Genomic DNA, 24,730 nt, shown 5'->3' with positions numbered 1-24,730 from the left:
CGGTGCCGGCAAATTAACCGACTGATTAGTCGGTTTGATATTACTCCCCTAATCGAAATGAGACAAACTTTGTGCGCTTTGTTTGATCTTAAACACTGATCTTTACCCTGCCCAGGCCTAAACTTAACTCATGGCATGGATTCAGGACGAGGCTATCACTATGTTAAAACACGGTATTTCACTAGGTATAGAAAGGCATGGCGAGGGAGACTTCTTCGTCAACATCAAGGCCGTCGGCAAGCTGACCCACGCAGATTATGAGTACATGGTCCCCATGTTGGAGTCGGCCATCGCCGGGGTTAAATCACCGGATATTTATGCTTTCCTGGATGTGACAGAAATGGACGGTTGGGAGGCCAGGGCCATGTGGGACGACTTGAAACTCGGGCTGAAACACGGTCATCAATTCGAGAAGATCGCCATACTGGGCAAGACGGAGCTGCAACATTGGATGAGTCGGATGGCCGACTGGTTTACGCCGATCAAGGTCAGGTATTTTCAGGATGAGACGGATGCCCTGGACTGGTTGAAGGAATGAGCAACGGCGGCGTGGCCATCTCCAAGGCGTACGCCGCGCATGTGATTGAGGAGATTGCTTATGCGTAGCGGGAAAATATTGTGGCCGACGGATTTCTCCGAAACCGCATCTCATGCCCTGCGTTATGCCATAGAAATGGCCAACCTGTATCACGTCGGGCTCAAGATACTCCATGTGGTCGAGCAACCCATAGGTGATGAAAACTATATGCTGTTGGCTATCACCCCGGATGAGCTGGCCAAGAGCATGGAAGATGAAGCCGCCGATAAGATGCATAAGCTATTGGCGCAGTTGAAGACAGAGCTCAAGGTAGAAACTGTGATCCGCCGTGGCAACGCCACCGAGCAGATATTGGAAGAAATCGACAGCGATGAAGTCGGCATGGTGGTGATCGCCAGTCATGGGCGCACCGGCATAGCCCACTTCTTGCATACCAATGTCGCCGAGGCCGTGGCCAACAGGGCTCAATGCCCTGTGCTGGTGGTGAAATAGCCTACAGGCCGGTACGGCTCAGAAACCCGAACCTGGCTGTTGCAGAAATGCCAGCTCCTCGGCGCTGGAAGTCCGCCCCAAAATGGCATTCCTATGGGGATAGCGACCGAATCTGTCTATGATGGCCTTATGGCGCAGCGCGAAGTCCAAGTTGCCGGCCACCGCCTCTTGGCTGAACAGGCTCACTGCGACTGCCTGGATGACGGCCGACTCGCTATGCATGTAGGGCATGTACAGAAAGGCGAGCTGCCTGGGGGGCAAGGTTTTATCCAGGCCGGCGGCGACTGCCTCCTGGGCCAGGACCAGGGCCATGGCATCGGCGGCGAAGGCATCCGGGGTGTCGCGATAGACATTGCGGGAAAATTGATCCAGCAGGATGATTTCTGCCAGCCGTCCCTGAACCGTATTGCGCCAGGGATAAAGCTCGCCGCGTTTTGCCCGCTCGAGCTGGGCGCCGAAACGTTTTGCCACCAGGAGGTCGAAAGCCGCATCCTTCTTCCACCAATGACCCGGGGTAATTTCCTGGAACCAAAACTCCAGTATTTGTTTGGCCTCCGGGTGGGTTGTCATGTGCATCTTCCTCGGGTGGATGGGATTGGCTGCCACTAATCTAACCTAAGGCATTGCCGGCATCAAGGCCGAGGCTGACGGCCATGGGAGTGCCGGTGGAGGGCAGGCTTTTTTTCGCTAAGCTATTGCGCTATTTGGCGAATATCAAGTAGCTTGAGGGCATGATTATCAGGACGGGAGTCCCTATGGTGTTACAAGGTCCTGCCAGCAAGCAGCAAAAGGCGTTCTTGCGCAAACTGTATCTGGCGCACCTGATGGACGATGAGCGGCATAATTTGCTGTCTTTGGCCAAGTTAACCGGCATGCCGAGACGCACCTTGCAGGATGCCATCAGTGCCTTCGCCGATATAGGTGTGCTGGTGGAGTTTATTCAGGATGGCGAGCGTCATAATGCCGGTTACTATCGGGTGCTGACCTGGGGGCCGATCAGCAGCGCCTGGGTCGATACCCATCTGGCCGAGATCCGCGAGCTGTTGGCCAGGGACTGATGGGGATGGGAATAAAGAGCCGGGTCCCAATGCCTGGGCCGGACGCATCCGTCCTTTAGCCCTTTTTATCCTGTACCCCATAAGCCCTGAGCGGCCGACTGCTCACCAGCCAATTGCGCATTCGCCTAGGGCTTTTTACTCATGGCATCGGCCAAGGCGGCTTTCACGCGCTTATTCTCGGCTTCACGCTTGGCACGCTCCTTGTCCGCCATGTTTTTTTCAACCTGTTCAACACAGCGTTGTTTGTCGAGGAGAGGATCATAGGGGTCGACGTCGGTTCGGGCACTGCACGCCAGCTCGGCACAAGCGGACGTCAAACACAGCGGCAGTAACGCCGCCAATATCAAAGGTAATTTAGTCATTCCATGCTCTCAATATTTTCAATCCTTAAACCCGTCTAATCCCGGTACTCTTGCATATCAAGACGTTATTTTCACATGAAAGAGACCAAGGGTAAAACCGGGTTCCCATAGACAGATATGCCGGCAGCAACCGAGAGTGACTCGGTTTCTGTGCTGCAGGTCTGGCCATGCCGACTGCTGTTAGCCATGGCTGAACAGCACAAAGGCGATGAAGCCTACCCAGCTGAGCCCAAGCAAGACCCAGGGTAACCGGCCGCCGGCCTGGGGTTGCGGCAGTGCTGCCTCTTGCTCCCGGCAGCCATCGCCGCTGCGACTCTTGGACCTGAGTTGCTGTTTACGCAGTTTATCCCTCTCCCTGGCCTTGGCCTTATGCAATTTCTTGTACTCGGCTATGCCTTTCTCTATCCCCTGGGCAATCAGCTTGGTCTGCTCCTTGGTTTGCCCCTGGCTTTGGGTGGCTCTGGCCAGTTTCAAGGCCTGTTCTTGGGTCTCGCTGGAAATGTTGCTCTTCATCTGGATACATTACTCGCGGCTGGGATGACTGTCGCTACAATCTGTGTACTTACTCTTTGTACTATAAAGCAAAAGCCTCCTGCCGGTGAAGCCCTGACCCGGATTTGCCCTGATATAGGGTCGCCTGGGCGGTTAAACTTAAGGTATAGTGATCTTCCCGCTGCTACATCAGTATGTTACCTAAAGGATTGCCAAGGTGAGCCAAAATTTAACCTCCAGTCAGAGTGGGGCGGCTGCCGAAGCCGCCGGTCGCAACCCTGCCGCCCGGCTTGCCGACACAGGCTCGGGCCCAACCCCGGGTCGGGGCAAAGATGCCGGCTATAAATCTGTGCTGCCCTGGATAGCAGGTTTTCTGGCACCCTATAAACTCAAAGTCTTGGCCGCCGTGGTGTTTCTATTTATCGGTTCCCTGGCCTGGCTGTCGCTGGGGCAGGGGGTACGGCTATTGGTCGATGAGGGCTTCGGTGGTGACAGCGGCGCGCGCTTGGCCCGGAGCATCTTCCTGCTGTTGGGCATCACCGCCGTGAGCGCCGGCGCCGTGTTCTGCCGTTTCTATCTGATGAGTTGGCTGGGGGAGCGCATCAGTGCCGACATTCGCATCAAGGTCTATAACCATCTGTTGACCCTGTCGCCGACCTTCTACGCCAACTTGCGCACGGGTGAGGTGATCTCCCGCTTCACCGCAGATACCACCCTGTTGCAAACCGTGGTGGGCTCCAGCCTGTCGATGGCGCTGCGTTCCGGGGTGACTGTCCTGGGGGGCTTGGTGATGATGGGAGTGACCAGCGTCAAGATGACCCTGCTGGTATTGCTGGCCGTGCCTCTGGTGCTTGGCCCTGTGAGCTTCTTCGGTCGCAAGGTGCGCAGACTCGCCCGCCAGAGCCAGGACAGGGTCGCAGATCTCGGCGCCTATGTGGATGAAAGCCTGCACGAGATACATACAGTCCAGTCCTACGGTCATGAAGCCGAGGACAGGCGGCACTTCGGTGTCAGGGTCGAAGAGGTGATGTCGGCGGCCAAGGCGAGGATCGGCTATCGTGCCGTGTTGATCTCCAGTGTGATGTTCTTGAGCATAGGGGCCATGGCCCTGGTGACCTGGGTCGGTGCCTTGGATGTGATGGCCGGCAGCATGACAGGCGGTGAACTCACGGCCTTCATGTTTTATGCCGTGCTGGTGGCGGGGGCCGTGGCGACCATAGGGGAGGTGATAGGCGATATTCAGCGTGCCTCCGGGGCCACCGAGCGGCTGCTCGAACTGCTCGAAGCCCCGGTCGATATTCCTGCTCCGGCCAGGCCCAAGGCATTGGCTGCACCGGTTCGCGGCGAGCTCAAGCTGACGGACTTGTATTTTGCCTATCCGAGCCAAGAGACGCAGACGGTGATCTCCGGGGTTGAGTTTCGGGTCAGTCCCGGCGAGCGGGTGGCGCTGGTGGGCCCGAGCGGTGCCGGTAAGAGTACCCTGTTCCAGTTATTGCAGCGTTTCTATGTGCCGAGTCAGGGCAGTATCAGCCTGGATGGCATAGACATAGCCGAGCTCGCCCCTGAGGTGCTCAGGCAGCAGTTCGCCCTGGTACCTCAGGAGGCGGTGATCTTCGCCACCAGTGTGCTGGAGAATGTGCGCTATGGCCGGATAGATGCCAGCGAGCAGGAGGTAGTCCAGGCCTGTATCGCCGCCAGGGCCCATGAATTCATCAGCGAGTTCAGCGAAGGTTATCAAACCTATTTGGGGGAACGGGGCGTGCGGTTATCGGGCGGACAGAAGCAGCGCATCGCCATCGCCAGAGCGATACTGGCCGACAGGCCCATACTCCTGCTCGATGAGGCCACCAGTGCCCTGGATGCCATCAGCGAACAGAAAGTCAAGCAGGCGCTCGATAGCCTGATGCAGAACAAGACCACCCTCATCATAGCCCATAGGCTCTCGACAGTCGTCAACGCCGACCGCATCCTGGTGTTCGATAAGGGCCACTTGGTTGCCAGCGGTACCCATGAACAGTTGATGAGCAGCAATGATCTCTATCGCGAGTTTGCCAGCCTGCAGCTGTTGACCGAGGCGCCCTTTAGCCCGGCTTAGGCTTATGGCTGTTTGGGCGTGGGCTATGATCTTGGTCGCAGTGCTCCTGGCTCGAAAGCACCCTGACCCAGCCGCGCCTCGCGCCCTGTTTGTCGCGGCATAGATAATGGCATAGATGATGACATAGATGATGACATAGGCAGTGGCATAGACAAAAGCCATGCCCGAAGCGTCATCACCCAGCATAAGCCTATCCCCTGGCATGCGGCTTCCGCTTTTACGCCGTATCCTGTCCTGCTTCTTATATCTGAATTCCATCTCAAACAGTTTTTCATGCTGTAAATATTTAATTGTAAAGAGTATTTAACTATTGCAGCCGCCAGCGTTTGAACCTTGGGGTTCGATGCTGCAGATGTTTTTGTTTAGGCTTGTTTTTTTTTCGGGTGCCCATGTCGATGTTGTTTTAACTGCATAGCTGCAGTGGATCTTGAGCAATGAAAATGCGTTGCATTCTGTTTACATCTTCTTCGACATATGCTGGTATATCACCCGAGGTTTGGATGCCTCATTTACAATAATTTATAGGAACTTACATGAAAAAAATAACATCTACCCTGATATTTTTATTATCTGCTTCGTCACTGGCGGTTCAAGCCAAGGACAGGGAAGCCGCCGATTTTAGTCTCACAGATACCCAGGTCAATCTCGCCGACAGCAAGCGTGATATAGCCCTGAATATCAGTGCTCAGTACGCCAAGTTGGCTCCCATATTGCGTGAAAAAATCACCCAGTATGATCTAGTGATAAATGCTGATGAGTTGCTGTCCGGTAGTACGATGAACGGTAATGCATTGCGTCAGGCCGATCAGCATATTCGCCATGCCAAGGGCTTGGATGAGATGCAAGACTCACTGGTACAGCTGCGCCTGGCCGATGAGTCCATGGTTGCCGATTGGCAACAGGGCGAGAGTCCGTTGTTTGCCTACGCTCCGGATGGCGATGACAGCCATTGGGATTATATCGAGGCCTTCGATATACAGGGCAATATTCATCAGCTGGATGTCTATAATCTGCCTGATCAGCCTGTGTTCGTCATAGGTTTGGATGAGAGAAAAGCCTTTCAGGCGGGTATGGAGCAGATGCGCCAAACCTTCGCCGCCCATCTGGCCGATGGAACGGCTCAGGCCAAGGCACTTAGCCTGACGACGCTGGCGGAGACCAATCCCATTTCGACGACGCTGATCAAGGAGATCAGCCTGCAGGACGATATGGAGCCCTGGATATCGGGTAAGGCCGAGGTCTATGGCATAGTCACTGGGGTCGATCCCAGCCGCGATGAGCCCATGCTGGATGTGGTAGAAATGCCTTATCTGGATTACGCCGAATCCACTTATTACCCCAATCAGGTGGTGATCCACTGGGATCGCTATCGTTGGGGCGCCGCCGACATGATACTGATGGAGCATGACGATGGTACCAACTACAAAGATCTGGCCAGTAAGTTGCTGGAGGCGGCGACGGCCATCATGAAGCTGATCCCGGATCCCGAGGTGCAGCAATTCGCCATCATACCCCAGATCACCAATGGCATCCTGAGCGCCATGCCCGATGCCTGGTTTACCAACGACGATGACTATGTCGATGTCTACTACACCTTGATGGAAGGCCAGCAATATATTGGGCGTAAGGGTGCCAGTGCCAATGCCACTGCGACCTTCGAACCTTTGATTATTCAACCTCGTTAAGCCGCCGGAGGCGCGCTGCGCCTCTGGCCGTTACAGTATGACAAGGCCGGCTCACTGAGCCGGCTTTTTTTTGCTGAGTTTTACTGAGTTTTGGGGAAGCTTGAGAGCGGGAAATGCGGCGCCGTGCTGCTGATGGCGCCGATAGGCCTCAGCGCAAGGCCCGCCTGAGTATCTTGCCGACGGTACTCTTGGGCAGTTGCGGCACGAATGCGATAATTTTCGGGATCTTATAGGCCGCCAGTTCTTCACGGCAATGGGCGAGTAATTGCGCCTCGGTCGCGGCGGCTTCGAACTCAGGGTCCGCCGGCACTATGAAGGCTTTCACCGCTTCACCCGTGATTTCATCCTCGACCCCAATCACGGCGCATTCGAGCACGCCGGCATGACGGCTCAAGACTTCCTCTACCTCGTTGGGGTAGACGTTGAAGCCCGAGACTATGATCATGTCCTTCTTGCGGTCGACTATCTTGTACAGGCCGGCGGCCGTGACCATGGCAATATCCCCTGTCTTGAAGAAACCATCCTCAGTCATCACAGCCGCGGTTTCTTCCGGCTGCTGCCAATAGCCCTGCATCACCTGAGGGCCTTTCACCGCTAACTCGCCGGCCTGCCCTGGGGCGACTTCATGGCCTTCTTCATCCAGCAGTTTCACCTGGGTCTCCAGCAAAGGCTTGCCTATGGTGCCCAGTTGTTCCTGGCCAGGGGCGTTGAGTGTTACCACTGGGGAGGTCTCGGACAGGCCATAGCCTTCGGAAATGGTGCAGCCCGTGGTTTGTTGCCATAGGCTGGCCGCTGTCTGGGTCAAGGCGGTGCCGCCTGAGATGGTGAGCTTGAGGTGACTGAAGTCCAGCGCCTTGAATTCCTGCTGATGACATAGGGCGACGAATAAGGTGTTGAGTCCGGCAAACCCGGTGAAGGGGTATTTGGCCAGTGTCTTTATCAGCGCCCCTATGTCCCTTGGATTGGCGATCAACAGGGAGCAGGCGCCGCGCTCGAAAAACAACACCAGATTGAGCAGGAAGGCGTAGATGTGGTAAACCGGCAAGGGCGCAACATAGATGCCTTCACCTTCGACCAGAGTATCGCCCAGGCGCGATTTGCATTGCAGTGCATTGGCAATCAGGTTGCCGTGGCTCAGCATGGCCCCCTTGGACAGGCCTGTGGTGCCGCCCGTGTATTGCAGCGCCGCCAAGCTGTCTTGGGTGGCATGGCAGCGGCTATAGGTCAGCTTGGCTCCCTCGGCGAGCACCTGGCAAAACTCGACATTTTTCAGTCCCGTCTTGGGGTGTACCTGGGGGGAGATAAGATCCTGCAGATGGGTGGAGATCACCAGGCTCAGCCGGGTACTGTTGATCACCTTGGCCAGGGTCGGCAGCAGATCCGACAGCACCACCAGTGCCTTGGCACCCGAGTCATTGAATTGGTGGATGAGCTCCCGCTCGGTATAGAGGGGATTGGTGTTGACCAACACCAATCCGGCGCGGATGGCACCATAGGCGGCGATCACAAACTGGGTGATGTTGGGGAGCTGGATGGCGATTCTATCCCCCGGCTTCAGCTCTGTCCTATGCTGCAGGTAGGCGGCGAAATGACGCGACAGAGTTTCTATCTCGGTGAAACTGCTGCACTTACCCTGGCAGATATAGGCGGGCTTATCTTGATAACGCTCGCAGCTCTGTTCTATGAGGTCGATCAGGGACGGATATTGGCTCAATGTCAGCTTGGTATCTATATCATAGGGCATTTCTGTTACCTCTGGCCGCGAAGCTTATTATTGTTATTATAAAATAAAACAGTTGTTTAGATTAGTGTGGAATGGCTTGGGAGGCAATGCCGGAGTGAAAAAAAGCCGTTGGCCGCCAACCTGGGCCGGCAGTGGCAGCGGGCAGTGGCTGTGAGCTGTGAAATGCAAATGGTCAGTCTGTGAAATGGCAATGGTCAGCCGGCTCGACCTTGGTGCATAACTTGCGCTATGCACTTGGGGTGTGGAGCCGGCGGGCTAAGTCGGCGCCTCAGTGGCTGAAGAAGCTCGAGGATTGAGAAACAGTCTGGGCCTGGCCGTTTGCGTCCATGTCTGTGACGATAAAGTCTATGGTTTGGCGACTCGTATCCAGGGCGGCACTCGGTGCCTGAACCGTGATGGGGTAGTCCAGCTGTTCACCTGCATGGATCAGCAGCCTGGCGTCGGCCAACAGCCGATACTGAGGATTGCCGCCGACTTGCAACTGATACTCCCTGTCCTGCTGGGTCTTGTTGCGTATCTTGAGCCGGTAACTGTTTTCTATCATCTCGTCCAGGGTTTCCCTGTACAGGCTCTGGCGATCCCGGATCACGTTCAGTTGGATCTCGCTGCGGCTGCGCATGTCCAGCCCCAGGATGACCAGCATGATCAACACGGCGGCGCCATAGCCAAGGAATCTCGGTGAGCGCCAGATAACATGCTTTTGGCCCTTGAGTTGATTCTCGCTGGCGTAGCCTATGAGGTTGAGGGGATAGCCGAATTTCTCCATGGTTTGGTTGCAGGCGTCGACACAGGCGCCACAGTTGATGCACTCGTACTGCAGGCCGTTGCGTATGTCTATGCCGGTCGGGCAGACGTCGACACACAGATTACAGTCGACGCAATCGCCCAGTTGGGTCTCCTGTTTGCGTTTTCTCGGTCCCCTGGCTTCCCCCCTGGCGGCATCATAGGTCACTGTCTTGGTATTGGCGTCGAACATCACCGACTGGAATCTGGCATAGGGGCAGCAGTGCAGGCACATCATCTCCCGCATCCAACCCGCATTGAGATAGGTGCAGAGGGCGAAGAACCATACCCAGGAGGTGACCCAGAAGCCGGCGCTGAAACTGAAGATGTCGACATAGAGTTCGCGAGCGGGAATGAAGTAACCTATGAAACCACAGCCGGTCAACAAGGCCATCAGTCCCCAGAGGCCATGCTTAGCCAGGCGCTTTCTGAACTTGGTCAGGCTCCAGGGCGCCTTATCCAATGCCTTGCGGTTGTTGCTGTTGCCCTCGATGCGGTTTTCTACCCAGGAGAACATGAAGGTCCAGGCCGTCTGTGGGCAGAGATAGCCGCACCAGACCCGCCCCCAGAAGACGGTGACGAAGAAGAGTCCGAAGGCGGCGATGATGAATACCCAGGCCAACAGGGTGAAATCCTGGGGCCAGAGGCTGATACCGAAGAAGAAAAACTGTTGCTGCACTATGTCGAACAGAATGGCTTGGTGTCCCTGGTAGTTCAGGAAGGGAATGAACAGGAATAGGCACACCAGCAGGCTGTTGAGCCGGGTGCGCAATCGCTGGAAATCGCCTTTCTGCTCCCTGAAGTGGATCTTGCCGCCGCCGGGCTCGAGCTGGACGATTGGAATTGTTTGCTGAATGGCACGGGGAGTGGCATGTTGCACCTGGCTGGGGGAGGGGTTGTGATTCGACATAAGGTTTCCTGAAGTATTGCATACGAATTATCAGGAGTCAGAGCAAATCGCGGGCCAACAATGAATTTCTGTATCATATTGATTTTACGTGATTTTAAATTCAACCCGTCAGACGTAATACACGATATATCGCTTATTGGCGATATATCGTGTTTTTACTCTGGTGCTTGTCTTTGGATCCCCAGTTTTTGCATCCGGGATCTCAGGGTGCTGGGCGGCACCCCCAAGAGCCTGGCGGCCCCCTTGTCGCCGGCGATGCGCCAGTTGAGTTGTTTCAGGGTACGCAGGATCAGTGCCGCTTCGGCCTCGGCCAAGGTTGGCAGTGCGCCCGTCTGGGGGGGTGAGGTGCTGGGCATGGTTCCTATGTGCAAGAGTTCGCCCTGGGCCAGTATGGCTTCTCGCTCGAGCAGGTTCTGCAGTTCCCGGACATTACCGGGCCAGGTATATGAGGCCAATTTGGCCAGCCCCTTCTGGCTGACCGCGCGAATTTTCTTGCCCAGCTTATGATTCAGTTTAGGGAGTATGTCCGCCACAAGGTTGGGAATGTCGCCGAGACGTTCCCGCAGCGGCGGCACATTGATGGGAAAGACGTTGAGCCGATAGAAGAGATCCATGCGAAACAGGCCTTGCTCGACTCTTTTCAGCAAGTTGTGGTGACTGGCGGCCACCAGGCGTATGTCCACCTTCAGGGTATCGCTGCCGCCGACACGTTCGAAGGTCTGCTCCTGGATCACCCGCAAGAGCTTGGACTGGGCTTGCAGGCTCAGCTCGGCCACCTCGTCGAGAAACAGTGTGCCCCCGTCCGCCAGTTCGAAGCGGCCCTTGCGCCTGTGGGTCGCCCCGGTGAAGGCCCCTTTCTCATGGCCGAACAGCTCACTCTCGAGCAATGCGGCGGAGAAGGCGGCGCAATTGACGCTGATCATCGGCTTATCCCGCCTATGACTCAATCTATGCAGGTTACGGGCGACCAATTCCTTGCCCGTCCCATTCTCGCCACAAATAAGCACTGTGCTGTCGGTGTTGGCGACCAGTTGGATCTGTTTGAGCATCTCCTGTATCGCCGGGCTCTTGCCTGAGATCCCCATGTCACCACTCTTGTCCGCCAGCTCGGCCTGCAGATAGTGATTCTCACTGGTGAGACGTTCGGATAAGGCCTGCACCTGTGACAGCGCCTGTCTCAGGGAGGCTTCCGTCTGTTTCTGGATGCTGATATCACGAAATATCGCCACTACTCCCACCAGCTTGTTGTCCTTGTAGACAGGGGTGGACGTGTAATGCACGGGAAAACTGCTGCCATCTTTGCGCCAGAAGACATCCTGATCTATTTCCCTGGCGATACCATCTTTGAGTGTATTGAAGATGGGGCAGTCTTCCCTGGGATAGTGGCTGCCGTCGGCATGACTGTGATGATGGCATTCGTGGATATTCTTGCCCAGCAGCTCGGCATTCTTCCAACCCGTCATGCGTTCGGCGGCCGGGTTGATGAAGACTGCATTGCCCGCCAGATCGAAGCCATAGATGCCTTCACCGACGGCGTTGAGCAGTAGGGTATTTTCCGGCAGAAAACTTGGGTATGCCGCCGAGGCTGGCTCTGGTGTCTGTTTAGGCTGGGACATAGAAATGGGCGCTGGTTGCACTTGTCGACTTTGGCTCAGTATAGCGGCAAAAATCAACTCACGACATATCGCGCATCAGATCGGGATCACAATCTGGTGCATGAGTGCCCCGGCCGTCCCTCATGCATTGCCCGATACCAAATGCGTGTTCGTAAATAATTTAATTTGTAACTATTTGAAAATGCTGGGGTGATGGATTTACCCTGCATATGATGACAATTTGTTATGGTAATTGTTCACTTATTGTTATAAAAATGTTTTCAAGGTGTTCCTGTTTAGTGTTTTTTGGTCTAAGGATGAATTCCGGAACAGCCAACAGATACGAACATGAAAAATAATGATAACAAGCAGTTGAGAGAATGAATGATGATGAAAAATAAAAAGTTCGGGGTTAGCTCATTAAGTTTGGCCATTTCAATTGCGCTATCGGGAGCACTGGTCAGTACCCAAGCCTTTGCTGCAGAGGAAGAAACAAAACTTGAAAATGTTGAAAAAATTGCCGTAGTCGGCTCGCGCGCCGCTCCGCGTTCCATAGGCGACTCACCGGTACCTATCGACATCATCAGCAGCGATGATCTCAAGAAAAATGGTTCGACCGATATGATCGATATGTTGGTTACTTCGGTCCCCTCTTTCAACTCCCGCGCCCAACCTATCAGCGATGCAGCAACTTTGGTGCGCCCGGTGAACCTGCGTGGCTTGCCATCCGACAGCACCTTGGTCTTGGTCAACGGTAAACGTCGGCACAGAGCCTCTGTCATCGCCTTCCAGGGCGGCGGCATCAATGACGGTGCCCAGGGGCCGGATATCTCGGTGATCCCGGGTGTTGCATTGAAGCAGGTGGAAGTGCTGCGTGACGGCGCCGCGGCGCAATACGGTTCGGACGCCATCGCCGGGGTGATGAACTTCGTGCTGAAGGATGATTCCGAAGGCGGCTCCATCACTGTTAGCCAGGGGGAATATTACAAGGGCGACGGCGCGACTACGACAGTCGACGGCAACATAGGCCTGCCCCTGACCGACGATGGTTTCGTTAACATCAGTGCCCAATACAAGAATGCCGATGCCACCAGTCGCAGCGTGCAGCGCTTCGATGCGGCAAACCTGATTGCCCAGGGCAACACAGAGGTTAAAGATCCTGCACAGATTTGGGGTAATCCTGAAATCAACGACGACTACAGCATCTTTATCAATTCCGGATTCGATATCAATGACAAGGCCCATCTGTATGCGTTCGGTAACTACTCATCGCGGGATGTGGTAGGTGGTTTCTACTATCGTAACCCACATAATCGCGGCAACGTTTATTCGAATGATGAAGGCGAGACTCTGCTCGTTGGTGCGGTCAATGGTGATCAGTCAAGCTGTGGCGTTGTACCTATTCCCAAAGTGGATACAAATGGTGATGGTATTCCTGATGCCGATGGCAATGTGCTCACGAGTCAGCCTTACCTCGACATGGTCGCAGATCCCAACTGTTTCGCTATGAACCAAATTCGTCCGGGCGGTTATACGCCTCAGTTTGCCGGTACGGTCGAAGACAGGTCATTTTTCGCCGGGGTTAAGGGGGAGGTTGGCGAATGGAACTATGATGCCAGCGCCGGGACAGGTAATAATAAGTCGACCTTTAGCCTGAGAAATTCTCTGAACCCTTCCTTGGGTCTGGATACCCCGACCGATTTTGAAACCGGTGCCTATGAGCAAGTAGAATCCACGGTGAACCTGGATTTCTCGCGTTTCATCAATGTCGGCCTGTCGGAAGATATCAGTTTCGCCACGGGTTTCGAATGGCGTGAAGAGTCGTTTGAGATTACTCAAGGTGAAGAAGCCTCATGGATAGCGGGGCCCTATGCGGATCAAGGGTTCAACATCGGCTCCCACGGTTTCAAAGGCTTCGGCCCGGAATCTGCGGGTAAAAACTCACGCCATAACATAGGCATCTATGCAGATACCGAGGCCTACATAGGTGAGCGTTGGCTGCTCGGGGCGGCACTGCGTTATGAAGACTTCTCCACCTTCGGTGATACCTTAAATTACAAGCTCACAGCTCAGTTTTCTGCCACAGATGAGTTGTCATTCCGAGCCTCCCACAGCACAGGGTTCCGGGCGCCGACCGTGGGCCAGGAAAACGTCGTCAACACTCAGACATCCATTGTAAACGGTGATTTAATTCAGACCTTTATCGCACCGCCAACCAATCCTCTCTCGGCGTTCTATGGTGGTAAAGTACTGAAGCCTGAAGAGTCGGTGAGCAATGCCTTGGGTATGGTGTATGAGGATGGCGATTTCTTCCTGACCGTCGATTACTACCATATCAAGGTGGAAGGACGCATTGCTCAGTCGAGCCAGATTTCGGTAGAAGCTGAAGATTATGATGCCTTGAGGGCGGCGGGCGTCGATCATCCCGAGCTCATTTCCGCAGTCACTTTCTATACCAATGATTTCGATACTACAACCCAAGGTGTTGACATAGTTGGCTCTTATGACACTGAACTCTTGTCTGGGCACGCTAAATTCAGCCTGGCCTATGGTTGGACAGATACCAGTGTCGATAAATATGATCTTGCAACCACTGATGCGGGTAAGGTTCGTCGCTTGGAGGATGGTATTCCGGCGCATCGCGCTACCTTGACCTGGGCTCAGTCCTGGGATGACCTGAGTATGACGTTGCGTGGTAACTATTTCGGTGAATATTACGCCACCCATGCGGACGACACCTCAGATTGGGGCTCAGAAGTCGCAGATGCGGCAGTCACAGTCGATCTGGAAGTCAGTTACGCCCTGACGGATGGCTTAACCCTGTCCGTAGGTGCGAACAACCTATTCGATCAAAAGGCGCAAAAACTGAAAGACGGCACCTTGGGCGAGTTGGGTGGTGTCTACTATGAAAGTGGTCCATTCGACTATAACGGCGGTTTTTACTATGGACGTCTGAGCTATCGTTTCTAGGCGTTAAGCCTGGGAACCAAGCGTCTGCTGCCCACCTTTCAGCAGACAGGTTCAGACCGATTTGACGTGAGCAAAAAGGCTGCAGTAGCAGCCTTTTTTATTGGGAATTTTCGATAGTGTGTTTGCGTTTATGCTGGAGGCTATGCTTGTTTGGCTGTGGGCGCTATGCCTCATTGCTGCAGTTAACATTGGTGGCAGAATCAATAGGCACTATTATCCTGTGGGGCAGACGTTGTATATTGAGCAATAGCTGCCGCGAGTCAGGGGCGATATAAATTCAGGGCCTGAGGGCCCTTTTTAATGGCTGTAACATGAACAATGAGGGGCATCTATGAGTGTGAGCGTGTGGTTGAGCCTGCTGGCCATCTGTTGTCTGGGGGCCATGTCACCCGGGCCCAGTCTGGCCATGGTAGTGAGGCATACCCTGGGGGGCGGTCGCGGCAAGGGCATAGTCTGTGCTTGGGCTCATTCCATCGGCATTGGCGTCTACGCACTCGTGACCCTGTTGGGGCTGGCGGTAATGTTGAAAAAAGCCCCGCTCCTGTTTAATGGCATAGCGATCATCGGAGCCCTCTATTTAGCCTGGATAGGTGTACAAGCCCTGAGATCCCGGGGGGGCATGCAGGCCAAACTCATGGCGGGGGAAGCGACAGATGTGCTGACCGCCGCCCGTGATGGTTTGGCCATCTCCCTGTTTAATCCCAAGATAATGTTATTCTTTATCGCCTTATTCAGTCAGTTCGTGCTGGCGGCGGATAATCTGACCGGCCAGTCCCTCATCGTCTTGACTCCGCTGTTGGTGGATGGCCTCTGGTATACCCTGATAGCCTTGTTGATGTCACACCCCAATGTCCTGCCAAGGCTCAGGGAGAAGGCGGGACTGATAGACAAGATTTCCGGCATAGTGTTAATCCTGCTGGCTGCCAGGGTGCTGTGGACCTTGTAAGCCAGCAGTGCTTTCAGGAGGGAGCCTAGGCGACTCTGATACCTGTGAAGGGGATGTGGGAAAGTCGGCGCCAAACTTCAGCCGTTTAGCGCCACTCGTCTATATCTGTTGTCTGTCTTTGGCTTTTTAGCTGGATGGCGACATGAGTTATAGGGCACTTGCACCTTGGGCTGGAGACTCTTAAGCTAGGCGGCATTTTTTCAGGGAGTTTTATCTATGGCAGCTGTAGCCAGTTGGCGGGCCTTTATCGATGCCGAGAAGCAACAAACCTACTTTCAAGAGCTGATGGCCTATGTCGCGGCCGAGCGCGGCCAAGGCAAACACATTTACCCTCCCGAGGCCGAGGTCTTTAATGCGTTCGAGATGACACCGCTGGCAGAGGTGCGGGTGGTGATCCTGGGCCAGGATCCCTATCATGGTCCGGGGCAAGCCCATGGGCTGTGTTTCTCGGTCCAACCCGGGATCAAGCCGCCGCCATCCTTGGCCAACATCTATAAGGAGCTGGCGAGCGATATCGACGGCTTCGAGATCCCCTCCCATGGAGACTTGTCCCACTGGGCCAGGCAAGGGGTGCTGCTGCTCAATACCGTATTGACTGTCGAGCGGGGAAGGGCCCATTCCCATGCCAAGGCGGGCTGGGAAATCTTCACTAGCCATGCACTCGAATTGCTCAACCAGCAACCCCAACCCATCATCTTCATCCTCTGGGGCAGCCATGCCATCAAGAAGGGCAAGGTCATCACCGCCAGCCAACATACTGTGCTCAGCGGTCCGCACCCATCGCCCCTGTCAGCCTATCGTGGTTTTTTCGGTTGCCGGCACTTTTCCCGGGTGAATCAGCTGTTGGCATCCAGGGGCTCGAGAGCCATAGACTGGCAGCTTTAACCGGTCCCTGGCACGATCCTAGGTACAACCTTAGGCATAACCCTAGGTACAGGGATGGGACCAAAGGTTGGCGCCATGGGGATGCAGGGCATAAAAAAGCCGTCGCACTCAGGCGACGGCTTCAGTTATTGAGATTGAGTCTCGGAGGCTTAATGGGTGCGTTCAACCGCCAACTTGGCCAATGAGATCAGTGCCAACTTGTAATCACTCTCGGGCAGGATATCGAGGGCGGCTATCGCCTTGTTGGACTCTTCTATTGCCTTTCTCCGGGTGTATTCCAGGGCCCCGGATTTATGCAGTGCGGCGACGATTTCGGCAACGGCATGGCTGCCATCACCCCTCTCTATCGCTTGCTTGATAAGCTGCTTCTCTACCTCGGAGCCATGCATCATGGCATAGATGAGTGGCAGTGTCGGCTTACCTTCGGCCAAGTCATCGCCTATGTTCTTGCCCAATTCGTCCACATTGGCGGTATAGTCGAGCAGGTCGTCTGTGAGCTGGAAGGCGGTGCCTAAATACTTGCCATATTCCCCCAGCGCCAGCTCCAGGGCTTCATCGCTGCCGGCCAGCACAGCCGCCAGGCGAGTCGCAGCTTCGAACAGCTTGGCCGTTTTGCAGTAGATGACCCGCATATAATTTTCTTCTGTGGTATTGGGATCGTTGCAATTCATCAACTGCAACACTTCACCTTCGGCCAATAAGTTGGTGGTATCGGCCAATACCTTGAGCACTTTCATGCTGTCGAGTTCGGTCATCATCTGGAATGAACGGGTATGGAGGAAGTCGCCGACCAGTACGCTGGCGCTGTTGCCGAACAAGGCGTTGGCGGTTTCCCTGCCGCGTCTGAGAGTCGACTCATCGACCACATCATCGTGCAGCAGCGAGGCGGTATGGATGAATTCTATGATGGTGGCGAGTTTGAGATGGGCATCGCCCTCATAATTCACCGCACGTGCCGCGAGCACAGACAGAAGAGGACGAAGACGCTTACCACCACCATTGATGATGTAAAATCCCAGTTGATTGATCAGGGCAACATCAGATTCGAGTTGTGTGTAGATCAGCTGATTGACCGCTTGCATGTCAGTGTCAGCCAGCTGACGAATGGCATTTAAGTCCATAATAGTCTCTGGTTATCAGGGCTGTTGAATTAGCCGGCCCCTATTTAGGCTCATGTGTTATAATACCCCGGATTTTACCTAAATTATCCGTATAAGACAGTAGTTGTGGCAGCTTTGTCGTCACTATTCCGCGCTTTTTTTATTCTTTGTCGATTAGGGCTTGCCAGAAGTAGATTCTTCACGTAAACTCCGCGCCCATTGTCAATAAAATTTTTGTAGCACCCTGCCTCACCCAAGAGTGAGCCCGCGTGTTAGGAATATCGGAGTAAAATAGCTATGTACGCTGTTTTTCAAAGTGGTGGTAAACAACACCGTGTAGCCGAAGGCCACACAGTTCGTTTAGAAAAATTAGAAGTTGCTACAGGTTCTACTGTTGAGTTCGATCAAGTTCTGTTGATCGCTGACGGTGAAACTGTGCACGTTGGTGCTCCTTTAGTTGCCGGCGGTAAAGTCGTTGCTGAAGTTGTCAGCCACGGTCGCGGCGATAAAGTCACTATCGTTAAGTTCCGTCGTCGTAAGCACCACGACAAGAAGATGGGCCACCGTCAGTGGTTCACTGAAGTTAAAATTACTGCTATCAACGCATAATAGGAGTCTGACTCATGGCACATAAAAAAGCTGGCGGTTCTACTCGTAACGGCCGCGATTCAGAAAGTAAACGTCTTGGTGTTAAGCGCTTTGGCGGCGAATCAGTTCTAGCTGGTAACATCATCGTTCGTCAACGTGGTACTAAGTTCCACGCCGGTGTAAACGTAGGTATTGGTCGTGACCATACTCTGTTTGCCCTGACCGACGGTAAAGTTAAGTTTGAAGTTAAAGGTCCTAATAACCGCAAGTTTATTAGCATCGAAGCTTAATTTTCGAACTCAGCAGTACTGTTAAAGCCCCGCCTTTGGTGGGGCTTTCTGTTTTTGTGTTCTGATCTCATGTTGCATCCCTGGCTGTCAAAGATAGGTAAGTGGTTGCTTAATATCGGGTTGGAACAAGGTATGTAGAGTTTTTTGGCGACCTGCGAAGTTAGGCGGTATAATTCCTCCATTCGGTGGTGCCAGGAGTAAGTATGAAGTTTGTCGATGAGGCAGTAATTAGGGTTGAAGCGGGCGACGGCGGAAGCGGTTGCGTGAGTTTCAGACGCGAAAAATATGTACCCGATGGCGGGCCTGACGGTGGTGACGGTGGTGATGGCGGCAGCGTGTTTCTGCAGGCCGATGAAAACTACAACACACTGATCGATTTTCGCTTCGAACGCTTCCATATGGCAGAACGTGGTGAGAATGGCCGCGGTCGCGATTGTACCGGTCATAGCGGTAAAGATTTGGTGCTGAAAGTGCCTGTCGGTACCCGTGCCGTAGATCACGAAACCGAGGAAGTGCTGGGGGATTTAACCACCCATGGACAGAAGCTGTTGGTCGCCAAGGGCGGTTTCCATGGGCTGGGCAATACCCGCTTCAAGAGCAGTACCAACAGGGCGCCGCGCCAGAAAACCTTGGGAACTCCGGGTGAAGTCCGCAGCCTGAAACTCGAGCTCTTGTTGCTGGCCGATGTTGGCCTGTTGGGCATGCCCAATGCCGGTAAGTCGACCTTCATTCGTGCCGTCTCCCGCGCCACACCCAAAGTCGCAGATTATCCGTTCACGACCCTGGTACCTAACCTTGGAGTGGTGAATCCGCGTCCGGGGCAGAGCTTCGTGATCGCCGACATTCCCGGCCTTATCGAAGGGGCTGCCGACGGTGCCGGTTTGGGGATCCGCTTCCTCAAGCATCTGGAGCGTTGTCGCATCCTGCTGCATATCATAGACATAGAGCCTATTGATGGCAGCGATCCCGTCGACGCTGCACGGGCAATAGTTGGCGAGCTGGAGAAATACTCTCCCAAGCTTGCGGCCAAGCCTCGCTGGTTGGTGTTCAACAAGACAGATCTGTTGCTCGAAGAAGAACTGCAGGAAAAAATGGCGCGCATCGTCAGCGAGCTGGAGTGGACCGGGGATGTGTATACCATGTCTGCCTATAACCGTGAAGGCACTCAGGCATTGAGCCTTAAGCTGCTGGACTATATCCAGAGTCTGCCGGCCGAAGATGTCATCCAAGATCCCGACGCCGAAGTCGAATTCAAGTGGGATAACTATCATCAGGCCAACACGGATTCGGTCAACGAAGATTATGACGATGATTTCGATGACGATTTCGATGATGATGACTATGATGTCGAAGTTATCTACCAAAGATAACAACGGATACCCGCTGGCTTAGCCCTTCAAGTCAGCAGTGAATCGATAAGGCAAGGCGTACAGCCTTGCCTTATTGTTTTTATGACCAGCTCCATTTCACCTGCCTGCTTCCCAGGCCAGGTTTGCTTGCTTATCCCCACTTTCTCCAGCTAAAGACATAGAGCCCCCAGCTAAAGACATAGAGTCGCGATTCTTATTGTCGTCACTTGGCCTGTGCGTGCGCTCAAAGGTTTCGAAGATACTGGCCGAGATGCTAAAGTAGCAGCCACTTAGGCGTTCAGCTTCACTCCAATAAGAATACAAGGACATCGCATGCGTATCGCTATGATTGCCGCCATGGCAAAGAATCGAGTCATAGGGAAGGATAACCAGATGCCATGGCATCTCCCAGAGGACCTCAGACACTTCAAACAGCTGACCCTGGGTAAACCCGTGGTCATGGGGAGAAAGACCTTTGAATCCATCGGCAGGCCCCTTCCCGGACGGCATAACATAGTTATCAGCCGCCAGGCCGATTATGCCCCTGAGGGGGTTACCCTGGTAGCCTCGTTCGAGGAAGCCAAAACCGCAGCCGGGCAGTGTGAAGAACTGGTGGTGATAGGCGGCGGCCAGCTCTATGCCGCCTTACTGGATCAGGCCGAGGTCCTGTACCTGACTGAGATAGATCTCGAAGTCGATGGGGACACGCATTTCCCCGCCTGGGATCCAAATGCATGGGCATTAGTCGACAGCGAAATGGGGAAGAATGCTGACGGTTTGCAATATCGCTTTATCACATTAGTAAAAAAATGTTAAATTAGGCGCGTAGTTTTTACCCTAAATTGCAGCCCGGGCTGAAAAGTTTCTTGGCTGCTTGATAAGTAAAATAAAAATAGAAAGGAGTATCAGATGCGTCTTTTGCCTGTGGCTATGGTTGCGCTGATTGCTGCGTCCTCTGTGCCTACCCCTGCGGTGGCCGATCAGGATCAGCTGGTTGCCAACATATGTGACTATGTGAAGTCGAACGATAAAAACCGTTTACGTAAGAAACTGAAAGAGAGCCGGGTCAAGTTACGCAATATATATTCGGGTGTCAGCTGTGATGGTATGAGTCTGTTGCGCTCCTCATTGACCGCCGGCTCAAATGAGGTAGGTGAGTTTATCGCCAAGCGTTTGACCGCGACCGAGCTGAGCGGTGCCGAAGCCGATGGCATGACGATCCAAGCCTGGGCCAATGCCAACGGCCATGGCGCCAGCCCTATTACCGCTGCCATCAATGAGCGTTTGGGTGGCGGTGGTGGTGACGAAGAAGAGTAAGCATCGCGCCCCCTGGTAACAGATATAAAAGTAACAGATATAAAAATGCCGGACCTGGGTCCGGCATTTTTATATCTGCAATTCCTTGATATCAGCAATGCTTTTATCTTTGCAATAAATAGAGGAGCAAGGCTCCTCTATGTCGTATCAAACTGGTCATATCAAACCTTGGTCACATCAAACCCTGAACTCGCGGACCGAGGCTTGCAGCTCTTCGGCCAGTTGCGCCACCTGATGGCTGGACTGTGCCGTTTGATCCGCACCTATGGAGGTTTCTTCCGAGATGGCGGCTATGTGCTCAAGTTTCTCGGAAACCTGCTGGCTAACGATATTTTGCTCCTGGGCGGCATGGGCGATATGAGTACCTGAGTCATAGGCCTTATGCACTGATTGGCTGATGGTTTCCAGTGCCAGGTTCGCCTGTTCGGTTTTCTCGACACAGGTACTGGCCTGGCTGCGGCCCAGATCCATCACGGATACGGCCTGCTGTGCCCCTTGTTGCAGCATCTCGATCATCTGCTGGATTTCACGGGTTGAATCCTGAGTTCTCGAGGCCAGGCTGCGAACTTCATCGGCAACCACGGCAAAGCCTCTGCCTTGCTCACCGGCACGGGCGGCTTCGATGGCGGCATTGAGTGCCAACAGGTTAGTCTGCTCGGCGATGCCGCGGATCACATCCAGGATGGAGCCGATAGAGGCACTGTCCGAGTGAACCTTATTGATCACTTGTCCGGCCTTGGCGACTTCGTCTGCCAATGCCAGGATAGTGCGCTTATTCTCTTCTGCCAGAGCCCGCATGTGCTGGGTTTCCTGATCCGCCTGCTTTATTTGCTCCAAGGCCTGATCTGCACTCATGGACACTTGTTGGGCACTGGAACTCAATTCTGTGGTTGCTGTGGCAACCTGATCGACCTGACTCTTCTGCTCCTGAATGCCGACGGTCGTTTGTGCCGTGATGGCCGAGGTTTGCTCCGCCGCTGCCGCCAGTTGGTTGGAGCGATCCAGTATGCCAACTATCAGGCCGCGCAAGCTGTCCACCAAGCGATTACAGTTCCTGGCAAGCTCGGCAAATTCATCGTGACCGCTGTCGTCCAGTTTATGGGTCAAGTCGCCGGAGGCCAGGATGTTGAGCGCATTGTTGACCTGGCCCAGAGATCGGGTCAGGGGGCGTACTACGGCTATGCTGACCATGATGGCGACCAGGATGGCGATAGCAACCACCACCATGGTCTGTATGCTGGCAGAGTCTATGTTGTTGATTGCCGCGTTGCTGTTCTCGCTGGTGACACTTTCGATACTAGTGGCCAGATTATCCATCTTGCTGTTCACATCTTTGGCGTCATTTTCTATGGCGACCAGCTTGGTGGCGGCGAGTTTTTCATGATTCAACTGGCTGGCTTTTTGGCTGACCATGGAGTCGTTGCCTTCGAGCAACTTGAAGACCTTGGCGCTTTCCTTGTTGATCGAGGTCAGGGTGTCGGCGCCAATCAGGCCTTGGCCGTGGCGGTTAATATAGGCCAGCTTAGTCTTGGCTTCGCCTATGATGTAATCCAGCTCTTTGATTATGATGTCGTATTTGCTCTGCTCATCTGTGGCGACCAGGTCGAAAATGGTCGTGATTATGCTGCTGAGGCTGGTGTCGACCGAGGTCGCCGAGGCGGCAAGGCCCCGCTTCACTTCGTCGGTACTGGTTTCCAGATCTATTATGTCCAACAGCATGGAGGATGCCTCATCGGCGGCATTTTCCAGTGTCGATCTTTGCTTGATCAATGCCTCTTGTTGGCTGAGAGCGGTTTCGCGCTCGTTGATCATGCTTTGGCTGTCACGTTCGAAACCGCCGTAACTGCTCTTGAGCTGGGATAAGACTGTGGTGAAGTTATTTTGATCTTGCACCAGAGTCGACAGGGCGTTGAATTCTGCCTGGAACTGCTTGCTATGTTCGGCGAAGGCTTTTTGAATCGCGGGAATTTTCGATGACCGGCTCGAGTGATAAGCCATGAGGATCTGGCGTTGCTGCTCGCTGATGGTTTCAGACAAATGACCGGTAGACTCCAGAGCCGGCAGGCTGAGTTCCTGCAGCATGAGGGTGCTGCTCTTGAGCTTGCTATTGTTGAATAGCGAGGCTCCACCTAATAAGATCAGTAGCAGTGTTACTACACTAAATCCGCCAATGACTCGGGTGGCAACATTAATTTTCATAGGTACTCCGGCTATTATAATTATCCCGAACGATAACAGGCTAAATTGTCTGGTATTACTGTCTAGATGCTAGGCAGGTTATCGGCCACAATGCGGGTTAGTTTAACCCCTTTTTAACTTCTTTTGGGTAATTTTTTGGTCCGCTTCCAAATGCCACAGCGTCAGGTGTTCGCCCCAGCAGCAACCTGTATCCAGTGCCTTGAGTTTGGGATCTTCTACCCGCCCCATGAGGGCGGCCCAGTGGCCAAACACCAGGGTATGCGACCGGCGCAGCGGCGTCATTTCCTGATACCAGGGACGCAGTTCCGGAATATCACAACTCTGGGGCGGCTGTTTACAATCGAAATTTAAGCTGCCGTCTGGGTAGAGATAGCGCATGCGGGTCATGGCATTGATGCAATAACGCAGCCGCGCCATGCCTGTCAGCTGCGGATCCCAGAGGGCCGGGGTATCAGAGTACATATGTTCTATGACGTCACTCAGATAATTCTCTGCGGCCAACAATTTACTGACCCTGGCCGTTTCTTCACGCAGTGTCGACAATGACCATTGGGGGGGGACCCCGGCATGGGTCATTATGACCTTGTGTGAAGCCAACTCCCTGAACAAGGGTTGATGCCGCAACCAATAGATGAGTGCGGGGAGATCGGCGGCTTCGAGCAAGGCTTGCAGCTTGTCACTGGCCTTAGGGCGTTTGAGCTTGCCATGAACCGCCAGCAGATGCAGATCGTGATTGCCGAGCACCACCTTGGCGGCATCGCCTAATGCTGCAAAAAATCTCAGTGTCGCCAGCGAATCAGGGCCGCGGGCCACCAAGTCACCGACGGACCAAAGTTCATCGCGGGAAGGGCTGAAGTCGACCTTCTCCAGCAGGCGTTGGAGTTCCTTGAAGCAGCCCTGAATGTCGCCGACAAAATAATGTGCCACTGCGCCTCTTACCCGAGCATCAATGCAGCAGCCCGGGTACGGCCAGCCTGAATGGGGGTATGACGGCTTTGAAGCTTTCGCCCTTTTCGCTCACCATGCCGTAGTTGCCCTGCATGATACCCACAGGGGTCTCGAGCACGGTGCCACTGGTATATTGGTAGGCGGTATTGGGGGCTATGGTGGGCGTCTCGCCCACGACACCTGCACCCTGCACCTCGCTGATATGACCGTTGGCATCCGTGATGAGCCAATGACGGGTCTCGAGCTTAGCGGCGCTATCCCCGAGATTGATTATGGTGATGGTGTAGCTGAATAGATACTTGTCTTCGTCCGGCGACGATTGCTGTTCTATATATTCAGTGGTCACTTCTACTCTGATCGAGTCTTCCAATGTCGTCATGGCGG

The 24,730-nt window shown here is 54.1% G+C and carries 24 protein-coding genes; 13 read left to right on the top strand and 11 right to left on the bottom strand.

Features of this window, described 5'->3' with window-relative positions; all coding sequences use genetic code 11:
- Nucleotides 1–154 precede the first annotated feature (154 nt).
- Both LZP73_RS04290 and LZP73_RS04285 read left to right on the top strand, forming a co-directional pair.
- The gene (locus tag LZP73_RS04290) at nt 155–538 is read left to right on the top strand and encodes an STAS/SEC14 domain-containing protein (RefSeq protein ID WP_234233343.1); all 384 of its coding nucleotides are present in this window, start codon (nt 155–157) and stop codon (nt 536–538) included.
- A 60-nt stretch (nt 539–598) separates the two neighbouring features.
- Nucleotides 599–1,030, top strand: coding sequence for a universal stress protein (locus LZP73_RS04285; RefSeq protein WP_234233197.1), 432 nt, complete (start codon nt 599–601; stop codon nt 1,028–1,030).
- Between the two features lie 18 nt (nt 1,031–1,048).
- Here LZP73_RS04285 and LZP73_RS04280 read toward each other — a convergent pair whose 3' ends face one another.
- Nucleotides 1,049–1,600, bottom strand: coding sequence for a DUF924 family protein (locus LZP73_RS04280; protein WP_234233196.1), 552 nt, complete (start codon nt 1,598–1,600; stop codon nt 1,049–1,051).
- A gap of 185 nt (nt 1,601–1,785) precedes the next feature.
- Here LZP73_RS04280 and LZP73_RS04275 point away from each other — a divergent pair, with 185 nt between their 5' ends.
- On the top strand, nt 1,786–2,088 hold the full coding sequence (locus LZP73_RS04275; protein ID WP_234233195.1) for a winged helix-turn-helix domain-containing protein: 303 nt from the start codon (nt 1,786–1,788) through the stop codon (nt 2,086–2,088).
- 125 nt (nt 2,089–2,213) lie between these two features.
- On the opposite strand, the gene LZP73_RS04270 is transcribed toward LZP73_RS04275, so the two are convergent.
- Both LZP73_RS04270 and LZP73_RS04265 read right to left on the bottom strand, forming a co-directional pair.
- A complete protein-coding gene (locus LZP73_RS04270; protein ID WP_234233194.1) occupies nt 2,214–2,450 on the bottom strand; it encodes a hypothetical protein in 237 nt (78 codons plus the stop codon).
- 180 nt (nt 2,451–2,630) lie between these two features.
- On the bottom strand, nt 2,631–2,963 hold the full coding sequence (locus LZP73_RS04265) for a DUF2956 domain-containing protein (RefSeq protein WP_234233193.1): 333 nt from the start codon (nt 2,961–2,963) through the stop codon (nt 2,631–2,633).
- 328 nt (nt 2,964–3,291) lie between these two features.
- On the opposite strand from LZP73_RS04265, the gene LZP73_RS04260 reads away from it, so the two are divergent.
- Both LZP73_RS04260 and LZP73_RS04255 read left to right on the top strand, forming a co-directional pair.
- Nucleotides 3,292–5,037 (top strand): ABC transporter transmembrane domain-containing protein, encoded by a 1,746-nt coding sequence (locus LZP73_RS04260; protein ID WP_234233342.1) that lies wholly within the window; start codon nt 3,292–3,294, stop codon nt 5,035–5,037.
- 533 nt (nt 5,038–5,570) lie between these two features.
- Nucleotides 5,571–6,722 carry a DUF3103 family protein gene (locus LZP73_RS04255; RefSeq protein WP_234233192.1) on the top strand — a complete coding sequence of 384 codons (1,152 nt, stop codon included), beginning with the start codon at nt 5,571–5,573 and terminating at the stop codon, nt 6,720–6,722.
- Between the two features lie 148 nt (nt 6,723–6,870).
- On the opposite strand, the gene LZP73_RS04250 is transcribed toward LZP73_RS04255, so the two are convergent.
- The 4 genes from LZP73_RS04250 to LZP73_RS04235 form a co-directional block, all read right to left on the bottom strand.
- Entirely contained in the window at nt 6,871–8,466 is a 1,596-nt protein-coding gene (locus LZP73_RS04250) for an AMP-binding protein (RefSeq protein WP_234233191.1), read from the bottom strand.
- A gap of 268 nt (nt 8,467–8,734) precedes the next feature.
- Complete coding sequence (gene ccoG, locus LZP73_RS04245) at nt 8,735–10,159, bottom strand: cytochrome c oxidase accessory protein CcoG (RefSeq protein ID WP_234233190.1); 1,425 nt, start codon at nt 10,157–10,159, stop codon at nt 8,735–8,737.
- 155 nt (nt 10,160–10,314) lie between these two features.
- Nucleotides 10,315–11,775 (bottom strand): sigma-54 interaction domain-containing protein, encoded by a 1,461-nt coding sequence (locus LZP73_RS04240; RefSeq protein WP_234233189.1) that lies wholly within the window; start codon nt 11,773–11,775, stop codon nt 10,315–10,317.
- Between the two features lie 290 nt (nt 11,776–12,065).
- Complete coding sequence (locus tag LZP73_RS04235; protein ID WP_234233353.1) at nt 12,066–12,308, bottom strand: hypothetical protein; 243 nt, start codon at nt 12,306–12,308, stop codon at nt 12,066–12,068.
- On the opposite strand from LZP73_RS04235, the gene LZP73_RS04230 reads away from it, so the two are divergent.
- From LZP73_RS04230 to ung, 3 genes are all read left to right on the top strand, one after another.
- A complete protein-coding gene (locus tag LZP73_RS04230) occupies nt 12,193–14,724 on the top strand; it encodes a TonB-dependent receptor plug domain-containing protein (protein ID WP_234233341.1) in 2,532 nt (843 codons plus the stop codon). The two genes, LZP73_RS04235 and LZP73_RS04230, sit on opposite strands and share 116 nt — an antisense overlap.
- A gap of 331 nt (nt 14,725–15,055) precedes the next feature.
- Nucleotides 15,056–15,670, top strand: coding sequence for a LysE family translocator (locus LZP73_RS04225; RefSeq protein WP_234233188.1), 615 nt, complete (start codon nt 15,056–15,058; stop codon nt 15,668–15,670).
- A gap of 216 nt (nt 15,671–15,886) precedes the next feature.
- Nucleotides 15,887–16,555, top strand: coding sequence for a uracil-DNA glycosylase (ung, locus tag LZP73_RS04220; RefSeq protein WP_234233187.1), 669 nt, complete (start codon nt 15,887–15,889; stop codon nt 16,553–16,555).
- A gap of 149 nt (nt 16,556–16,704) precedes the next feature.
- Here ung and ispB read toward each other — a convergent pair whose 3' ends face one another.
- Complete coding sequence (ispB, locus tag LZP73_RS04215) at nt 16,705–17,676, bottom strand: octaprenyl diphosphate synthase (RefSeq protein WP_234233186.1); 972 nt, start codon at nt 17,674–17,676, stop codon at nt 16,705–16,707.
- Between the two features lie 276 nt (nt 17,677–17,952).
- On the opposite strand from ispB, the gene rplU reads away from it, so the two are divergent.
- The 5 genes from rplU to LZP73_RS04190 all read left to right on the top strand — a co-directional run bounded on the left by rplU (nt 17,953) and on the right by LZP73_RS04190 (nt 21,199).
- Nucleotides 17,953–18,264, top strand: a complete 312-nt coding sequence (gene rplU, locus LZP73_RS04210; protein ID WP_169563554.1) for a 50S ribosomal protein L21 — start codon at nt 17,953–17,955, stop codon at nt 18,262–18,264.
- A 14-nt stretch (nt 18,265–18,278) separates the two neighbouring features.
- Nucleotides 18,279–18,533, top strand: coding sequence for a 50S ribosomal protein L27 (gene rpmA, locus LZP73_RS04205; protein ID WP_007650346.1), 255 nt, complete (start codon nt 18,279–18,281; stop codon nt 18,531–18,533).
- A gap of 203 nt (nt 18,534–18,736) precedes the next feature.
- Entirely contained in the window at nt 18,737–19,903 is a 1,167-nt protein-coding gene (gene cgtA / locus LZP73_RS04200) for an Obg family GTPase CgtA (RefSeq protein ID WP_234233185.1), read from the top strand.
- Between the two features lie 312 nt (nt 19,904–20,215).
- Nucleotides 20,216–20,698: a type 3 dihydrofolate reductase gene (gene folA / locus LZP73_RS04195; RefSeq protein WP_234233184.1), complete on the top strand. Its 483-nt coding sequence runs from the start codon at nt 20,216–20,218 to the stop codon at nt 20,696–20,698.
- A gap of 93 nt (nt 20,699–20,791) precedes the next feature.
- Nucleotides 20,792–21,199: a DUF3718 domain-containing protein gene (locus tag LZP73_RS04190; RefSeq protein WP_234233183.1), complete on the top strand. Its 408-nt coding sequence runs from the start codon at nt 20,792–20,794 to the stop codon at nt 21,197–21,199.
- Nucleotides 21,200–21,376: 177 nt separating this feature from the next.
- Here the strand turns inward: LZP73_RS04190 and LZP73_RS04185 are convergent, their stop codons facing one another.
- From LZP73_RS04185 to apaG, 3 genes are all read right to left on the bottom strand, one after another.
- Nucleotides 21,377–23,398: a methyl-accepting chemotaxis protein gene (locus LZP73_RS04185; RefSeq protein ID WP_234233182.1), complete on the bottom strand. Its 2,022-nt coding sequence runs from the start codon at nt 23,396–23,398 to the stop codon at nt 21,377–21,379.
- 102 nt (nt 23,399–23,500) lie between these two features.
- A complete protein-coding gene (locus tag LZP73_RS04180; protein ID WP_234233181.1) occupies nt 23,501–24,325 on the bottom strand; it encodes a symmetrical bis(5'-nucleosyl)-tetraphosphatase in 825 nt (274 codons plus the stop codon).
- A gap of 19 nt (nt 24,326–24,344) precedes the next feature.
- Entirely contained in the window at nt 24,345–24,725 is a 381-nt protein-coding gene (apaG, locus tag LZP73_RS04175; protein ID WP_234233180.1) for a Co2+/Mg2+ efflux protein ApaG, read from the bottom strand.
- Nucleotides 24,726–24,730: the final 5 nt, after the last annotated feature.

The organism is Shewanella sp. AS16, from assembly GCF_021412365.1.
Lineage (GTDB): Bacteria > Pseudomonadota > Gammaproteobacteria > Enterobacterales > Shewanellaceae > Shewanella > Shewanella salipaludis.
The sequence above is the reverse complement of the archived record's forward strand: the minus strand, read 5'-3'. Positions and strand labels throughout refer to the sequence as shown.

Excerpts from the sequence above, each read along its gene's own strand:
- LZP73_RS04240 (WP_234233189.1), bottom strand. The coding sequence starts at position 11,775 with ATGTCCCAGCCTAAACAGACACCAGAGCCAGCCTCGGCGGCATACCCA.
- LZP73_RS04285 (WP_234233197.1), top strand. The coding sequence starts at position 599 with ATGCGTAGCGGGAAAATATTGTGGCCGACGGATTTCTCCGAAACCGCA.
- ccoG (WP_234233190.1), bottom strand. The coding sequence starts at position 10,159 with ATGTCGAATCACAACCCCTCCCCCAGCCAGGTGCAACATGCCACTCCC.
- LZP73_RS04235 (WP_234233353.1), bottom strand. The coding sequence starts at position 12,308 with ATGGAACGCGGAGCGGCGCGCGAGCCGACTACGGCAATTTTTTCAACA.
- LZP73_RS04250 (WP_234233191.1), bottom strand. The coding sequence starts at position 8,466 with ATGCCCTATGATATAGATACCAAGCTGACATTGAGCCAATATCCGTCC.
- LZP73_RS04190 (WP_234233183.1), top strand. The coding sequence starts at position 20,792 with ATGCGTCTTTTGCCTGTGGCTATGGTTGCGCTGATTGCTGCGTCCTCT.
- rplU (WP_169563554.1), top strand. The coding sequence starts at position 17,953 with ATGTACGCTGTTTTTCAAAGTGGTGGTAAACAACACCGTGTAGCCGAA.
- LZP73_RS04185 (WP_234233182.1), bottom strand. The coding sequence starts at position 23,398 with ATGAAAATTAATGTTGCCACCCGAGTCATTGGCGGATTTAGTGTAGTA.
- cgtA (WP_234233185.1), top strand. The coding sequence starts at position 18,737 with ATGAAGTTTGTCGATGAGGCAGTAATTAGGGTTGAAGCGGGCGACGGC.
- folA (WP_234233184.1), top strand. The coding sequence starts at position 20,216 with ATGCGTATCGCTATGATTGCCGCCATGGCAAAGAATCGAGTCATAGGG.
- LZP73_RS04265 (WP_234233193.1), bottom strand. The coding sequence starts at position 2,963 with ATGAAGAGCAACATTTCCAGCGAGACCCAAGAACAGGCCTTGAAACTG.
- rpmA (WP_007650346.1), top strand. The coding sequence starts at position 18,279 with ATGGCACATAAAAAAGCTGGCGGTTCTACTCGTAACGGCCGCGATTCA.
- ung (WP_234233187.1), top strand. The coding sequence starts at position 15,887 with ATGGCAGCTGTAGCCAGTTGGCGGGCCTTTATCGATGCCGAGAAGCAA.
- LZP73_RS04280 (WP_234233196.1), bottom strand. The coding sequence starts at position 1,600 with ATGACAACCCACCCGGAGGCCAAACAAATACTGGAGTTTTGGTTCCAG.
- LZP73_RS04275 (WP_234233195.1), top strand. The coding sequence starts at position 1,786 with ATGGTGTTACAAGGTCCTGCCAGCAAGCAGCAAAAGGCGTTCTTGCGC.
- apaG (WP_234233180.1), bottom strand. The coding sequence starts at position 24,725 with ATGACGACATTGGAAGACTCGATCAGAGTAGAAGTGACCACTGAATAT.
- LZP73_RS04255 (WP_234233192.1), top strand. The coding sequence starts at position 5,571 with ATGAAAAAAATAACATCTACCCTGATATTTTTATTATCTGCTTCGTCA.
- ispB (WP_234233186.1), bottom strand. The coding sequence starts at position 17,676 with ATGGACTTAAATGCCATTCGTCAGCTGGCTGACACTGACATGCAAGCG.
- LZP73_RS04225 (WP_234233188.1), top strand. The coding sequence starts at position 15,056 with ATGAGTGTGAGCGTGTGGTTGAGCCTGCTGGCCATCTGTTGTCTGGGG.
- LZP73_RS04270 (WP_234233194.1), bottom strand. The coding sequence starts at position 2,450 with ATGACTAAATTACCTTTGATATTGGCGGCGTTACTGCCGCTGTGTTTG.